Origin of the sequence: Streptomyces sp. NPDC020490, assembly GCF_044335305.1 — a bacterium.
Lineage (GTDB): Bacteria > Actinomycetota > Actinomycetes > Streptomycetales > Streptomycetaceae > Streptomyces.
In genome coordinates, this window is record NZ_JBIRUY010000039.1 from 1 (window position 1) to 15,155 (window position 15,155).

At 68.8% G+C, this 15,155-nt stretch carries 11 protein-coding genes and 3 pseudogenes; 12 read left to right on the plus strand and 2 right to left on the minus strand.

Annotated elements, in window-relative coordinates:
- Nucleotides 1-53 precede the first annotated feature (53 nt).
- On the minus strand, nt 54-629 hold the full coding sequence (locus ACH4ZX_RS32260) for an AAA family ATPase (RefSeq protein WP_398280539.1): 576 nt from the start codon (nt 627-629) through the stop codon (nt 54-56).
- A 167-nt stretch (nt 630-796) separates the two neighbouring features.
- On the opposite strand from ACH4ZX_RS32260, the gene pglX reads away from it, so the two are divergent.
- Together pglX and ACH4ZX_RS32270 are read left to right on the plus strand one after the other, a co-directional pair.
- Nucleotides 797-4,420 (plus strand): BREX-2 system adenine-specific DNA-methyltransferase PglX, encoded by a 3,624-nt coding sequence (gene pglX, locus ACH4ZX_RS32265; protein ID WP_398280542.1) that lies wholly within the window; start codon nt 797-799, stop codon nt 4,418-4,420.
- A gap of 397 nt (nt 4,421-4,817) precedes the next feature.
- Nucleotides 4,818-5,756 carry a DUF4365 domain-containing protein gene (locus tag ACH4ZX_RS32270; protein WP_398280545.1) on the plus strand — a complete coding sequence of 313 codons (939 nt, stop codon included), beginning with the start codon at nt 4,818-4,820 and terminating at the stop codon, nt 5,754-5,756.
- Nucleotides 5,757-5,773: 17 nt separating this feature from the next.
- Here the strand turns inward: ACH4ZX_RS32270 and ACH4ZX_RS32275 are convergent.
- Nucleotides 5,774-6,155 (minus strand): annotated as a pseudogene (locus ACH4ZX_RS32275) (transposase); the annotation flags it as partial.
- 4 nt (nt 6,156-6,159) lie between these two features.
- Here ACH4ZX_RS32275 and ACH4ZX_RS32280 point away from each other — a divergent pair.
- The 10 genes and pseudogenes from ACH4ZX_RS32280 to ACH4ZX_RS32325 all read left to right on the plus strand — a co-directional run.
- Nucleotides 6,160-6,414: pseudogene (locus tag ACH4ZX_RS32280) on the plus strand (chloramphenicol phosphotransferase); the annotation flags it as partial.
- A gap of 175 nt (nt 6,415-6,589) precedes the next feature.
- On the plus strand, nt 6,590-7,129 hold the full coding sequence (locus tag ACH4ZX_RS32285) for a transposase (RefSeq protein ID WP_398280548.1): 540 nt from the start codon (nt 6,590-6,592) through the stop codon (nt 7,127-7,129).
- Nucleotides 7,126-7,401: pseudogene (locus ACH4ZX_RS32290) on the plus strand (IS630 family transposase); the annotation flags it as partial. The gene ACH4ZX_RS32285 and the pseudogene ACH4ZX_RS32290, both read left to right, overlap by 4 nt.
- A 212-nt stretch (nt 7,402-7,613) precedes the next feature.
- Nucleotides 7,614-8,429, plus strand: coding sequence for a transposase (locus ACH4ZX_RS32295; RefSeq protein WP_398280551.1), 816 nt, complete (start codon nt 7,614-7,616; stop codon nt 8,427-8,429).
- Between the two features lie 198 nt (nt 8,430-8,627).
- A complete protein-coding gene (gene rpe / locus ACH4ZX_RS32300) occupies nt 8,628-9,314 on the plus strand; it encodes a ribulose-phosphate 3-epimerase (RefSeq protein ID WP_360750920.1) in 687 nt (228 codons plus the stop codon).
- 90 nt (nt 9,315-9,404) lie between these two features.
- Nucleotides 9,405-10,448: a sugar-binding transcriptional regulator gene (locus ACH4ZX_RS32305; protein ID WP_398280555.1), complete on the plus strand. Its 1,044-nt coding sequence runs from the start codon at nt 9,405-9,407 to the stop codon at nt 10,446-10,448.
- Between the two features lie 143 nt (nt 10,449-10,591).
- Nucleotides 10,592-10,906 carry a barstar family protein gene (locus ACH4ZX_RS32310; protein WP_398280558.1) on the plus strand — a complete coding sequence of 105 codons (315 nt, stop codon included), beginning with the start codon at nt 10,592-10,594 and terminating at the stop codon, nt 10,904-10,906.
- A gap of 131 nt (nt 10,907-11,037) precedes the next feature.
- A complete protein-coding gene (locus ACH4ZX_RS32315; protein ID WP_398280735.1) occupies nt 11,038-12,480 on the plus strand; it encodes a GuaB1 family IMP dehydrogenase-related protein in 1,443 nt (480 codons plus the stop codon).
- Between the two features lie 113 nt (nt 12,481-12,593).
- Entirely contained in the window at nt 12,594-13,046 is a 453-nt protein-coding gene (locus ACH4ZX_RS32320) for an Lrp/AsnC family transcriptional regulator (RefSeq protein WP_351884364.1), read from the plus strand.
- Nucleotides 13,047-13,259: 213 nt separating this feature from the next.
- The gene (locus ACH4ZX_RS32325; protein WP_398280561.1) at nt 13,260-14,465 is read left to right on the plus strand and encodes an MFS transporter; all 1,206 of its coding nucleotides are present in this window, start codon (nt 13,260-13,262) and stop codon (nt 14,463-14,465) included.
- Nucleotides 14,466-15,155 lie beyond the last annotated feature (690 nt).

Consider the following 15,155-nt stretch of genomic DNA (forward strand, 5'->3'; position numbering starts at 1 on the left):
AATGATCACGGATCCCGTGTCCGCTCTGTCATCCACCCCAACCAGCGACACTCTCACGCCAGTTGGGCGATCCCGGGAACTTGCGCAAGCCTTGCCTCAAGAGACGTGGAGATGTAGGGGGCGGATCTGCGACCACGGACGACGGTGCTTCGGAAGTCTTTGGTGTGCGGGAACCGAAGATGTGAGGCGGCCTCACTTGACCTGATCTGATTGAGGTCCTCGCGGAGCAACGTCAGCCTACCGCTCCGCTCACCGCCCTGAGGCGGCTGGTACCCGAGGTGAAGCTCGTAGCGGAGGAAAGTGGACGTCGGTTCGGCAAGGCGGCCGAAGTCGTCCTCGACCTCGCCCGGGACGATCATCTCCGCGGCAAACTCCATCCGATGTTCGTCGTCCGAGTAGCCGTTCCAAAACAGGTCGCGCGCGTCGCCGTGCAGTGCGCCATGGGTCCCGCGTACGGCCTGGGCGGCCTCGATCATGGAGTGGTCGGCGAGCAGGCTCAGGAACTGGATGGCGTCAAAGACGTTGGACTTTCCGGTGCCGTTCTCCCCCGCGATGCAGGTGAAGGGGCCGAACTCCACCGTGAGGTCGAGCAGGTTCTTGAATCCACTGACTTCGAGTCTTGTCAGCATGTGTCCCCTCGGCGGTCCGGCGCGCACAGGAATCATAGAGCGCCGGGCAGTGACGGACGGTACGCGTCAGGCCAGTGGCGGGCGACGGAATCGGGGTGGCGGCCCAAAGAGCTGGCAGGATGTGTCCGACAGGACAGTGGATCGTGAAATCACCGACGTAGGGAGGAGTGGTCGCCGCGGTGCCTCCGACTCGCGGAGCCGATACGGGGACGCCCTCGCTGGACAGGCAGGCGCTCCTTGTTGGTCTGCGCAAGCAGGTCCGGACCCTGGAGGCGGATCTTCGTGAGCGCAGCGACAATATCGATCAGTATCGCGACCGGCTGCGGGGCGCATACGAGCAGGAGAGAGCCGTCGGCCGTACCAGCGCCACGTATGGCGCCTGGCGTGACGAGCACATCATGCAGGCCGCGGTCGCCTGGGTGCTGGGCACGGTGTTCGTGCGCTACTGCGAGGACAACGACCTGATCGCCCAACCGTTCATCGCGGGGCCGGGAGAGCGCCTGGCAGAGGCGGAGGAACGGCAGAGCACGTGCCTGGCGCAGCAGGAGGGGGCACAGGACCGGGACTGGCTGGGCGAGGCGTTCGTGCATCTTGCACGTTCCCACCCGGTAATGGGCCGAATTTTCGCCCGTGAGCACAACCCCCTCTGGCAGCTGTCACCTTCTCCACGGGCCGCGACCGGCCTGGTCGAGTTCTGGCGGCAGCGAGACGAGGACGGCGCCCTCCGATTCGACTTCACCGACCCGCAACTCGACACCCGCTTCCTCGAAGACCTGTACCAGGACATCAGCGAGGCGGTACGGCAGGCATACGCGCTCGTCCCGACCCCGGAATTCATCGAAGAATTTATCCTGGACCTCACCGTGGATCCGGCTATCGCGGATTTCGGCGTCAAGGGCTTCCGGTCCATCGACCCGGCCTGCGGCTCGGGAGGATTCCTCCTCGGACTCTTCGGACGGCTGCTGAACGCCTGGCGGGCGGTCGAGCCAGGCACCCCGGATGACGAGCTGATCCGCCGGGCCCTGGAATCGGTCCATGGCTGTGATGTGAACCCGTTTGCCGTGAACATCACGAGATTCAGGCTGTTGATGGCTGCCGCACAGGCCAGTGGTCGACGGCTGCTGAGCCAGGTGCCGGGGCAGGTAGTCAACGTTGCGGTGGGTGACGCTCTACTGGAAGGCCGCGGCGCGCCCGGCGGACTGCCCCACATGATCGGAGACGTTGCCGATTTCTCTGCCTCCTGCGATCTTCTTGGGATCAATTCCTACCATGTCGTGGTGGGTGAGCCTCCTTTCATTCCCGTGCATGACGAGGTGAAAAGAGCTGCATACAGAGAGTCCTATGAAGTGGCCAGTGGAGTATTTCCGCTCTCGCTCCTCTTCGCGGAGCGCATGTTCAGGCTGGCGGTTACCACAAACGATGGAACGTCCGGCGGATATGTCGGGCAGTACACATCCAGCTCTTTCACGAAGCGGGGCTTCGGTGAGAAGCTGATCAAAGATTTCCTGCCCCGGGTCGGGCTGACGCACGTCATCGACACCTCGGGTGTCTATGTGCCAGGCCACGGAACACCGACCCTGATTCTTGTCGGCCGGAATGATCCGACCATGGGTGATGCCCCGGTGCGGGCAGTGTTCAGTGTGCACGGTGAGCCCAGGCAGCCGGAGCACCCGGCCCAGGGAATCGTGTGGCGGTCGATCCTCGACCAGATCGACCGTCCCGGCAGCGCCTCGGAATGGGTGAGCGTCGAGGACGAACCACGTCACCGTTTTTCCCGCTTCCCGTGGACCATGGTGGGCGGCGGAGCAGCGGATCTCATGGACCGGCTTTCGGCATCCCCGCGGCGACTGGTCGACGTCCTTTCCGGACCGCTCGGAGTGGGCTCCGACCCGGGGGAGCGAGGTGTCTTCGAGCTCGGTCGCCCCTGGTTCAACCGACACCCTGACGCGTCCGGGCTGGGCCTCGGCCTTGTCACGGGTGAAGTCGTGCGCGACTGGCGTGTCGAAGTAGCAACAGAAGTCCTGGCCCCCTACGACGGGGACGGTTCACCGCTTCCCTTGAACCTCAGCAGCTCGTGGGGGCGACACCTCTGGACGATGCGACAGGTCCTCCGCACGGCCACCGGGCAGCGGGAATCGTCGCGGCCCCGGCCGTGGTGGACCTGGCGGCGTTGGCTCCTCGAGCGTCATCGGGGCCCGCTGATCACGTTCGCCACCGTGGCCACGCACAATCACTTCGCGCAAGCAGACGACGAAAGGGTGTTCAGCAGGACCGCACCTGTACTTCGACTGCCGATCGACGCGAGCGAGAACACATACGTCGCTCTACTCGGAGTCCTCAACTCGTCCACGGTCTGTTTCTGGCTCAAGCAGACCAGCCCCAGCAAGGGGACCGGTGGGGCGGCTCTCTCCGCGCCGGGCAATGAATGGGCACGTGCGTACAGCTTTGCGCCGAAATCTCTTCTCCAGCTTCCGCTTCCATCCGACGCTCCTCTTGCCCGAGCGCGGGAACTGACCAGGCGGACCAGGCTTCTTGCTGCCGAAGAGCCGAGCACTGTCCTCGCGGATCGCCGAGCGCCCAGCAGGAGAGTCTTGGATGCGGCAAGAGACGCATATACGCAGATCCGCCATGAGATGGTCGCCCTTCAGGAGGAATTGGACTGGGACGTCTACGGCTCGTATGGACTGCTGTTCGCCGATGAGCGAGCGCGTCTGACCACCTCGCCGGATTTCGAACTCCCTGCGCTGAGACCAGGGGAGCGCGCATTCGAGATCGTGTGGGCCCGCAAGGTCGCCGACGGTACGGCCTCGTCGTCCTGGTTTGAGGGACAGGCATGGTTCGAGAGGCACGGAGTCAGCCCGGTCACCGACGTCCCGAATCACTGGCCGGCTGCCTACCGGGACGTCGTAGAGGCCAGGATCGATGCCATTGAGTCCCACCAGACAATCGCCCTCGTCGAGCGACCTGAGTACAAGCGGCGGTGGACGACGGAGCCTTGGGAGAAGCGCGAGGAGCGAGCGCTGCGCGCTTGGCTGCTCGATCGTTGCGAGCACGAACAACTGTGGTTCGAGGAGAAGAATGGCGACAAGCGTCCGCACCCCCGAACGCTCGGTCAACTGGCCAGTGAACTCGGTGACGATGCAGGAGTCTGTTCCGCAGCCGCGCTCTACGCTGCCGACCACCTGGGGCGACGGGAGGCCACGCTCGCAGATGTGCTGGCCACGATCCTGGAAGGTGAGCAGGTCCCGTATGCGGCAGCGTTGAGGTACAAGGAGTCGGGACTACGCAAGCGCGCGCAGTGGGAGCGGGTCTGGGAGCTTCAGCGCCGCGAGGACGAGACGGGCGAGGCACTGGGGATTCCGGTTCCGCCCAAGTACGTGAGCGCTGATTTTCAACGCGCGTCCTACTGGTCGATCCGAGGCAGGCTGGACATTCCCCGGGAACGTTTCATCTCCTACGCCGATGTCGTTGACGAAGAGGGTGGTCTGTTGCTCGGTTGGTCCGGCTGGAGCGAAACAGATCGTGTTCGCGTTCTGCTGGATTTGGTCAGTGCTGTTGGCCGGCAACCAAATCCGAGTATGAGTCGGCTCACCTCTCTCTTGGCCGGAGTGCAGGAACTGCTCCGCTCCATGCACCGATGGGAGACTCAGGAGGAATCGGCGGGCAAGGTAGGTCAAGTCGAGGCGTTCCAGCGTCACTTCGAAGACATGCTCAGCGCGTACGGGCTCAGCACCCACGACTTGACCTCCTGGAGACCGCGGCGCTCCACGCTGAAGCATCACTACCGGTGAGGTGGCAGTCGCCGGGCGGTACAGGTCGGCCGTGGCGGTTCGTGATGATCAGACCCTCGTCCGGCGGCCCGGCGCAGCCGCGTGCCTGGCGGTGGCGTTGTGCGGGAGGCGAGATGGGTTACGGCTCAGAGAACCGTGATACGTGCTGTGCCAGCCGCTCGATGAGGAAGCAATCCACCGACAAGGTTGCGTAACTGTCTTGGTCTTGAGGCGGACGGCCGGCCCTTACCGCGCTGCCGTTGTTCTTCGATGTGAAGGGTGACTCTGCTCAGCAGCAGGCAGCTCGTCGTGAGGACGATGACGGCAGCTTCTCGTGCAAACGGCTGCCGGGCCCATTCCAGCAGAAGATGGAGCCGTGATGCGCCGTAAATCATCCGCCAAGGTCGCCACTATCGGGGTGACCCGCACCAAACTCGCCGTCGAGGACGAGTTGGAGTGGCTCTTCCGCGAGCAGCCCACCGAGGACTTCGGCATTGACGCGCATACCGAGGTTGTCGACGGCAAGGACGTCCGTGGCCGGCTGTTGGCCCTGCAGATCAAGAGTGGGATGAGCTGGTTCCGGGAGACGGCGCCAGGAGGTTGGTGGTTTCGGCCGGACGGCGAGCACGTGGCTTACTGGCTCAACCACTCACTGCCGGTGGCCGTGGTGCTGTACCACCCGGAGACCAAGCGCTGCCACTGGCAGCTGGTGAACCGCCAGACGCTCCAGGAGACGTCCACCGGCGGCTGGAAGCTCCTGGTGCCGGAGGCTCAGGTGCTGGATTCGAGCGCCCGAAAGGCCCTCCGGGAGGCTGCCGAGGGTGATCCGTACGAGCTGCGTATCCGTGAACTGCAACTGGCCAAGCCTTGGATGGAGCTGCTGGCCAGCGGCAAGCGGCTGGTGGTCGACATAGAGGAGTGGGTCAACAAGAGCTCAGGACGAGGCGACATTCGTCTAGCCATAGACAAAGAGGACGGCGAGGAACCCGAGAAGCTGGCCAGTTGGGGCGTTTTCCTTGGCCTCGCCAGCTACGCCGAGGTGGTGCCGAAGCTGTTCGCGTGGGCTGACACCCGCGTGCACCCGGAGACGTACGACGGGACGGAGTATGACCAGTACAGAGCAGATTGCTGTATCTGGGCCGACGAGTACGAGGTCTTCGCGGCGATGCCGTTCGAGGAGTGGAAGCGCGGTCTGGATACAGAACGTATCCGGCCATACCGCAACGGCGGCGGCGAGGTCGACTTCTATCGTCTTGAGCTGACGCTTAACGAGCTGGGCAAGGCGTTCCTGGTGGTGGATAGGTTTGGGATGGAGGGCGGGAGGTTGCTGACGAGGGTAGATAACCCAGGAGACTGACAGCCCAGGGACACGAGTTCGTAGCGGGGGCTGAGCCGCCGGTAGCCGGACAGCCACGACATGGTGCGCTCGATGACCCAGCGGCGTCGCCCTAATCGCTCGCTGGACTCGATGCCCTTGCGGGCGATGCGCACTCCGATGCGCTTTCCGCGCAGCCATCTACGCAGATCAGCGCGGTCATACGCTTTGTCCGCGTGCAGGCCTGGGGCTTGAAGTACCGGCCAGGGTGAGGGTCGTGTCTCGTTTAGTGACCCTCCACCATCGGCTTCAGCCCCTCGCTGTCGTGGGTGTTGCCGGCGGAGACGCCGACGAGGAGGGGCAGGCCGTTCGCGTCCGACAGGACGTGCATCATGGAACCCGGCCTGCCCAGTCCACGGGGCTCGGACCTGTGCGTTTGCCCCGTGTCCACTGCCCGTTGGACGAAGCGTGCCCGCCGCGAGCTGGCCCGGGGCGACCGCTCCCGGGCCTCGCGGCGCACCGATACGACTTGGTTCACGGCCACGGTGACTACGACCTGGAGTGCGACACCAGCGCGGCAAGCCCACGTGAATGCGCGCAGCGGATCAAGGAGTTTCTCCCGCACCGCCCCAGCCCCACCGCCTTCGCCCGCCTCCGCCGACGCCACCTGACTGGCGCCCGGGAACCGCTGACGGCGTGAGGCACGCCGTCTCGGCCGTGGGTTCGCTCGTGGCCGGCACCTGAGCCCCGAGGCTGATTCTTACGACCAAGAGCCTGTTCATGAAGATCCACATCTAGGCTGGAGTACTACTGAGCTTTGAAGCGTGATGTCGTCGGGTGCTGACGATGCGTGATCGTTGCGGTATGCCGGTTGTGTGAGATATCCGCAGGGTGGTGGGCTGACGCCTGAACGGCAGGCGTTTCGTGAGCGGATCCGGCTGGAGGCTGCGGAGCGGTTCGCTGCGGGTGCCTCCAACGCCGAGGTCGCCAAGGACTTACGGGTGAGTGTGCGCTCGGTGCAGCGATGGCGCCGGGCCTGGCACGACGCCGGCGCAGAGGGGTTGCGGTCCGCCGGACCAGTCTCAGTGCCCAAGCTGAGTGAGGCACTGTTCGCGGTGCTTGAGCAAGAACTGGCCAAGGGACCAGTCGCGCACGGCTGGCCGGACCAGACGTGGACGCTGGCGCGGATCAAGACGCTGATCGGGCGCCGGTTCCACAAGAGCATGACGCTGTCGGCGATCGCGCGGATGCTGCACCGGCACGGCTTCAGCCACCAGGTCCCGGCCCGACGAGCGGTCGAGCGCGACGAGGAGGCCGTGGCGGGCTGGGTGAAGGAGACCTGGCCGCAGGTGGAAGGTCCGTGGCGGCGCTCGACGCCTGGCTGTGCTTCGAAGACGAGGCCGGCTTCTCGATGACGCCGCTCACTGCACGGACCTGGGCCCGGCGCGGACGCACACCCGTCATCCGGGTGAGGGGGCGCTCCCAGCGCCGCTTCTCGGTTGCTGCCCTGGCCTGCTACAAGCCGGGTGAACGCTCACGGCTGATCTACCGGCCCAAACGGCATCTCGATCACAAGCGGGGCGGCAGACGCAGTTTCACCTGGACCGACTACCGCGACCTCCTTATCGCCGCACATCAGCAGCTCGGCGCCCCGATCGTCCTCGTCTGGGACAACTGTGAGACTCATGTGGCGCCGTCCGGGGCCAGGGTCTGACCCGTGGGACAACTGGCCCAGGCTGCCTTGTTAAGGATCTGTCGGCCCTGGTCCCGGGCGGTGCTTGCTGCCGCCGGACCGGTGGATGTGTCCCGATAGGGGCCTTGCCTCACAAGGCACCGTCACAGTTCTGACCGCCCACCGGCCCGACGTCGGCCACAGCCCCGTGCCGATCGAGGAGCCGCGTGACCATCACCAGCATGCCCCAGCCGACTCTGCCCACACAGCCGGAAGATCCGCCGACTGAGGACGTGATCCTGGGGGTGGACACCCACAAGAACGTGCATGTCGCCGCAGTGATCACGGTGCTCGGGGCGATGCTGGCCCATCAAGAGTTCTCGGCCACCGCCGCCGGATACCGCCAACTCCTGGCCTGGGCCCGCTCTTTCGGCACCTTGCGCCGGGCGGGTGTGGAATGCACCGGATCCTACGGAGCGGCCCTGGCGCGCTACCTGAAGCGGGAGAACGTCCAGGTCGTCGAGGTCAATCAGCCAGACCGCGCCATCCGCCGCAAGCGCGGCAAGACCGACGCCGTCGACGCGGAGGCCGCCGCCCGTGCGGTGCTGTCCGGGCGCGCTGACGTCATACCCAAATCCGGCGAGGGCCCAGCGGCCGACATGCGTGTGCTACGGCTGGCGAAGGAGTCGGCCGTTAAGGCCTGCACGCAGGCGAAGAACCAGCTCAAGGCCGTACTCCTCGGCGTCGATCCCGAGCTGCGCGAGGCACTGTCCAACCTCAGCAACACAGCCCTGATCGCCACATGCGCCGACTTTCCCGACGGCGACGATGCAGCCGTGTTCACGCTCCGGCTGCTGGCCCGGCGCATCCAGCAGCTGACCGCCGAGGTCAAGGAACTCGCCCGCCGGACCACCAAGGCCGTCCGTTGCTGGCATCCTCAGCTCCTGGACGTCATCGGCGTGGGGCCCGACAGTGCAGTAACCACTGAAGAAGGTGCCTCAGTGGCCAAGATCGTGAGACGAACTACTCATGGCCACTACTGAGACGCGACTGATCAGTGCAGGTAGGCGAGGTGCGATTGGTCAGCGGATTCGAGAACCTACAGCCCGCCCGCGGCCGGCGCTGGGCCGTCCCCGCGGGCGGCCGGTGCCCGCCAGGCGCCGAGGCGCTGCCGCACCCGGAGAAAGTCCCGGGTCAGCACCGGCGCGAACAAACGTGCCCGGGCATGGCAGGCTTGGGTCATGGCCGTGCAGATCAACCCCAGCATCCTGTCCGCCGACTTCGCCCGCCTCTCGGACGAGGCGAAGGCGGTCGAGGGAGCCGACTGGCTCCACGTCGACGTCATGGACAACCACTTCGTCCCGAACCTCACACTCGGCGTGCCGGTCGTGGAGTCCCTCGCCCGCGCGACGGACACCCCGCTGGACTGCCATCTGATGATCGAGGCTCCTGACCGGTGGGCGCCCCAGTACGTCGAGGCGGGAGCCGGTTCCGTCACCTTCCACGTCGAGGCGGCCACCGCTCCGGTGCGGCTCGCCCGCGAGATCCGGGCCAAGGGCGCCCGTGCCTCCATGGCGCTGAGGCCCGCGACGCCGATCGAGCCGTACGAGGACCTCCTGCCCGAACTCGACATGCTGTTGATCATGACCGTGGAGCCGGGCTTCGGCGGCCAGGCGTTCCTCGACATCATGCTGCCGAAGATCCGCCGCACCCGCGAGTTGATCAGCAAGCACGGTCTGGAGCTGTGGCTCCAGGTCGACGGCGGTGTCTCGGACGGCACCATCGAGCGCTGCGCCGAGGCCGGCGCGGACGTCTTCGTGGCGGGATCCGCGGTGTACGGGGCGGCCGATCCGGCCGAGGCGGTCCGTGCGCTGCGCGACCGGGCCGAGGCGGTGACCGCGCAGGCGTCGTGGGCGTGCGGCCACTGAACCGACCACAGAACCAAGGGAACGTGAACGCCGTCCATCAGGGCGAATCAACCGCGCCGGATCTGACAGGATGAACGGCGAATCCAGAGTGTGAACAGCAGTGAGGAGATCGCCGTGTCGGGTATGTCGGCGGGCCGGTCAGCAGTGCGGATGGGACCCGCTGAGCTGGTGCAGGCGGCGGCCATGGCCCGCCGCTTCTACCTCGAGGGCAAGTCCAAGATCCAGATCGCGGAGGAGTTCGGCGTCAGCCGCTTCAAGGTGGCCCGGGTGCTGGAGACGGCCCTCGAACGGGATCTCGTACGCATCGAGATCCGCGTCCCGGCCGAGCTGGACGCCGAGCGCTCGGACGCGCTGCGCGCCCGCTACGGCCTCAGGCACGCCGTCGTGGTGGAGTCCCCGGCCGACGCCGAGGAGTCGCCGGACCCGGAGAACCTCGGCGAGGTGGCGGCCGACCTGCTCGGCGAACTGGTGAACGAGGGCGACATCCTCGGCCTCGCCTGGGGCCGCTCCACCATCCACATGGCCGCGGCCCTGGACCGGCTGCCGCCGTGCACGGTGGTGCAGCTCACGGGGGTGTACGACGCCGGTACCGCCGAGCGCGGCTCGGTGGAGGCCGTGCGCCGGGCCGCCCAGGTCTCCGGCGGCGACGCGCACCCCATCTACGCGCCGATGCTGCTGCCGGACGCGGCGACCGCGGCGGCGCTGCGCCACCAGACGGGGATCGCGCGGGCCTTCGAGTACTTCGACAAGGTCACCGTCGCCTGTGTGTCCATCGGCTCCTGGGAGCCCGGCATCTCCACGGTGCACGACATGCTCAGCGACGAGGAGCGGGCGCACTACGCCTCGCTCGGCGTCGCCGCCGAGATGTCCGCGCACCTCTTCGACGCCGAGGGCCGCCGCATCGGACGCGACCTCGGCGAGCGGTGCATCACGGTCAAGGCGGACCAGCTCCGCCGCATCCCCGAGGTGGTGGCGATAGCCGGCGGGCAGCGCAAGGCCGCCGCGATCGACGCGGTGCTGCGCTCCGGGCTGGTCACCAGCCTGGTGACGGACACCTCGGCGGCGGACTACCTGATGACGGCCGGCTCTCCGCCCAAGCCCGCCCTCAACAGGGCCGACCCCGACGGCCCCTGACGGCACGTCAGGCCAGAAGACCGGCACGTCCCGTCACGCGCCGGGCCCACGCGAACCGCGTGGGTCCGGCGCGTTGTCATGGGACGGGGCGACGGGATCTACTACACGGTGATCACGACAACCCCCCACAGGACGGTGCTGAGATGACGGAACACGTCGTCACGCTGGACCTCGACGGCGTCACGGACAAGGCGGGCCTGATGGACCGCTGCGCCCGCGCCCTCGACCTGCCCGACTGGTTCGGGCGCAACTGGGACGCCCTCGCCGACAGCCTCTCCGACCCCACCGTCTGGCCCCAGGGCGCACCGGAGCGGGGTCTGCTGGTCGTCGTGCGGAACTGGCGGCCGTACGCCGAGGCACGGCCCGCGGAGTGGCGGACCGCGCGGGAGGTGTTCGCGCAGGCGGTGGACCGCACGCCGGAGCTGTCCGTGGCGCTCGCCCTTGGAGGATCCTCCTGACCCTGCCCCGACCTGCTCGGACGATCCGACCGGGCAGCGCACCGCGGCCGCCATGGGACAATGAAGTACGTGCTCTTCCCCCTGGCTGACCTGCCCGGGGGCCACCTCTGATCGACTGGGATGTGCAGCACGTGCGTTTCCTCAACGACGTCCAGCCCGCGTACGACCTGACCTACGACGACGTGTTCATGGTCCCGAGCCGCAGCGCGGTCGGTTCCCGGCAGGGCGTCGACCTCAGCTCCCCGGACGGCACGGGCACCACGATCCCGCTCGTCGTCGCCAACATGACCGCCATCGCCGGCCGCCGCATGGCGGAGACGGTCGCCAGGCGCGGCGGGCTCGTGGTCATCCCGCAGGACATCCCGATCGAGGTCGTCACCGACGTTGTCGGCTGGGTGAAGAGCCGTCACCTCGTACTGGACACCCCGATCGTGCTCACCCCGCACCAGACCGTCGCGGACGCGCTGTCGCTGCTGCCGAAGCGCGCGCACAACGCCGGTGTGGTCGTCGACGAGGGCGGCCGGCCCGTCGGCGTCGTCACCGACCGGGACCTGACCGGCGTCGACCGCTTCACCCAGCTCGAGGTGGTCATGTCCAAGGACCTGCTCCTCCTGGAGGACGGCATCGATCCGCGCGAGGCGTTCAACACCCTCGACGCGGCCAACCGCCGCTACGCCCCCGTGGTCGGCCCGGACGGCCGCCTCGCCGGCATCCTCACCCGCAAGGGCGCGCTGCGCGCCACCCTGTACACGCCGGCCACCGACGCGCGGGGCAAGCTGCGCATCGCGGCCGCGGTCGGCATCAACGGCGACGTGGCGGGCAAGGCCGAGCAGCTCCTCCACGCGGGCGTCGACACGCTCGTCATCGACACCGCGCACGGCCACCAGGAGTCGATGATCAGCGCGGTCAAGCTGGTGCGCGACCTCGCCCCGCGGGTGCCGGTCGTGGCCGGCAACGTCGTCGCCGCGGAGGGCGTGCGCGACCTGATCGAGGCCGGCGCGGACATCGTCAAGGTCGGCGTCGGCCCCGGCGCCATGTGCACCACCCGCATGATGACCGGCGTCGGCCGGCCGCAGTTCTCGGCGGTGCTGGAGTGCGCGGCCGAGGCGCGCAAGTACGGCAAGCACGTGTGGGCCGACGGCGGCGTCCGCCACCCGCGCGACGTGGCGATGGCGCTCGCGGCCGGGGCGTCCAACGTGATGATCGGCTCCTGGTTCGCGGGTACGTACGAGTCGCCGGGCGACCTCCAGCAGGACGCGGACGGCCGGCTCTACAAGGAGTCCTTCGGCATGGCGTCCTCCCGCGCGGTGCGCAACCGCACCTCCGAGGAGTCGGCGTACGACCGCGCCCGCAAGGCGCTGTTCGAGGAGGGCATCTCCACCTCCCGCATGTACCTCGACCCCGCCCGCCCGGGCGTCGAGGACCTGATCGACTCGATCATCGCGGGTCTCCGCTCCTCCTGCACCTACGCCGGCGCCGGCTCCCTGGAGGAGTTCGCCGAGAAGGCCGTCGTCGGCATCCAGAGCGCGGCCGGCTACGCGGAGGGCAAGCCGCTGCACGCCAGCTGGAACTGAACGCAACCCGGGCGGTCTCCGGGGTCCGACGGCCGTCGGGCTCGTGTTCTACTTCCGGTACGGCCACCGCCGCTCCCGTCCCGCCGCGCCAGAAGTGAAGTGAACCGCCCGCAGTGCTGAACGAACTCGACGAACGCATCGTGCACGCCCTCGCCGAGGACGCCCGCCGCTCCTACGCGGACATCGGGCAGTCGGTCGGCCTGTCCGCGCCCGCCGTGAAGCGGCGCGTGGACAGGCTGCGCGCCACCGGGGCCATCACCGGCTTCACCGTACGGGTGGACCCGTCGGCCCTCGGCTGGGAGACCGAGGGGTTCGTCGAGATCTACTGCCGGCACAACACCTCGCCGGAGACCATCCGGCGGGGCCTGGAGCGCTACCAGGAGGTCGTCGCCGCGTCGACCGTCACCGGCGACGCGGACGCGATCGTGCAGGTCTTCGCCTCCGACATGCGGCACTTCGAACGGGTCCTGGAGCGCATCGCCGGGGAGCCGTTCGTCGAGCGCACCAAGTCCGTGCTGGTGCTGTCGCCGCTGCTGCGCCGCTTCTCGTCGGGTTCGCCGACGTGACCGGCGGACGCGACGATCCGCGGACGCGCGATCCGCGGACGCGATGAGCTGCGGACGCGTGATCCGCGGATGCGACAATCGGCGGACGCGCGCGCCGGGTCCGTCTAGCATCGGTGACATGACCTGGCGACATTGATCCCACCGCCGTGCCTCCCGAGGGCCGCCTCGGACGCCGTACCCCCGGCATCCGATCCGTCCCTGCGGGAAGGCCTCATGACACTCACCCCTGTGCGTGCGCCCGCCGTCGGCGTCCGGCGGCTCACGGCCACGCTGTACGGCTACGCGTTCCTCGACGACTTCGTCCTGCTCTACCCGGTGTACGCGCTGCTGTTCAGCGACACCGGACTGTCCGTCTGGCAGATCTCCTCCCTCTTCGCCCTGTGGTCGGCCACCGGCGTGCTGCTGGAGGTGCCCTCCGGCGCCTGGGCCGACGCCGTCTCCCGTCGGCTGCTGCTGTGGCTCGGCCCGCTGCTGACCGCCGCCGGCTTCGCGCTGTGGGTGCTCGTCCCCTCGTACTGGGCCTTCGCGCTCGGCTTCGTCCTGTGGGGCGCCCGGGGAGCGCTCGGCTCCGGGGCGCTGGAGGCGCTGGTCTACGAGGAACTGGAGCGGCTCGGCGCGGCCGGCCGGTACGCCCGGGTCATGGGGCGGGCCCGGGCGGCGGGGCTGCTGGCCGTCATGGCCGCGATGGGCCTCGCCGGGCCCGTGTTCGCCCTCGGCGGCTACCCGGCCGTGGGGGCGGCGAGCGTGCTGTCCTGCCTGGCGGCCGCGGCGGTCGCGTCCCGGTTCCCGGAACACCGGGCCGCGTCGCGGGACCGGGCCGGGAACTGGGCGGCCACCCTGCGGGCCGGGGCCGGCGAGGTCCGCCGCGACCGGTCCCTGCGCGGGACGCTGCTCCTGGTGCCCGCCGTCGGCGCGGTGTGGGGGGCGCTCGACGAGTACGCCCCGCTGCTGGTGCGGGAGACCGGCGTACCGGAGGAGGCGGTGGCGTACCCGCTCCTGCTGATCTGGGCGGGAGCCACGGCCGGCAGCCTGCTGGCGGGCGCCTGCGCACGCCTCGGCCGGGCCGGGTTCGCCGCGCTGCTCACCGGCGCCGCGCTCGCCCTGGCCGCGGGAGCGGCGACGCGGACACCGGCCGGGCTCGGCCTCGTCGCCGTGGCCTTCGGCGGCTTCCAGCTGGCGACCGTGCTGGCGGACGTCCGGCTGCAGCAGCGCATCGACGACTCCGGCCGGGCCACCCTGACGTCGGTCGCGGGCCTGGGCACGGAACTCGCCACGATCGCCGTCTTCGCCGGCTACGCGGCCGTCGCCACGCGAACCACCCACGGCAACGCCTTCACGGTGTTCGCCGCGCCGTACCTGATGACGGCCACCCTGCTGGCCGTCACCCGCTCCTCGCGGCGCGAGAGGAGCGGCCCGTAGCGAACGGTCTGCGCGGTACCCGGTGACAGCCGTCCTGCGGGCCGTCACCCGCTCCTCGCGGCGCGAGAGGAGCGGCCCGTAGCGAACGGTCTGCGCGGTACCCGGTGACGGCCGTGCTGCGGGCCGTCACCCGCTCCTCGCGGCGCGAGAAGAGCGGCCCGTAGCCATGGCTGCGCGGCCCGGTGCGGTGCGGCAGCGAATCGCCGCCGCACCGGCTTCGCGGTGCTCGCCGAGCTGTACCTGCGGGCCGTCACCCGTTTCCGGCAGCGCCAGAAGGCCAGTCCGCAGCCCCGGGTCTGCGCGGGCCGGTGCGGGGGTCTGCAGCGAATCGTCGCGGCACCGGGTTCGCGGTGTTCGCCGCGCTGCGAGGACCCGGTGACGGCCGTGCTGCGGGTCGTCGCCTGTTCCTCGCGGCGTGAGAAGGTCAGCCCGTAGCTACGCGTCTGCGCGGCCCGGTGCGGGGGTCTGCAGCGAATCGCCGGACACCGGCTTCGCGGTGTTCGCCGCGCTGCGAGGACCCGGCGACGGCCGTCCTGCGGGTCGTCACCCGGTCCTCGCGGCGCGAGAACGCCAGCCCGTAGCCATGGGTCTGCGCGGGCCGGTGCGGGGGCTGGAGCGAATCGCCGCTGGACGGGGTTCGCGGTGTTCGCCGTGCGGTGCCTGGTGGCGGCCCTGCTTCTGACCGGCGCC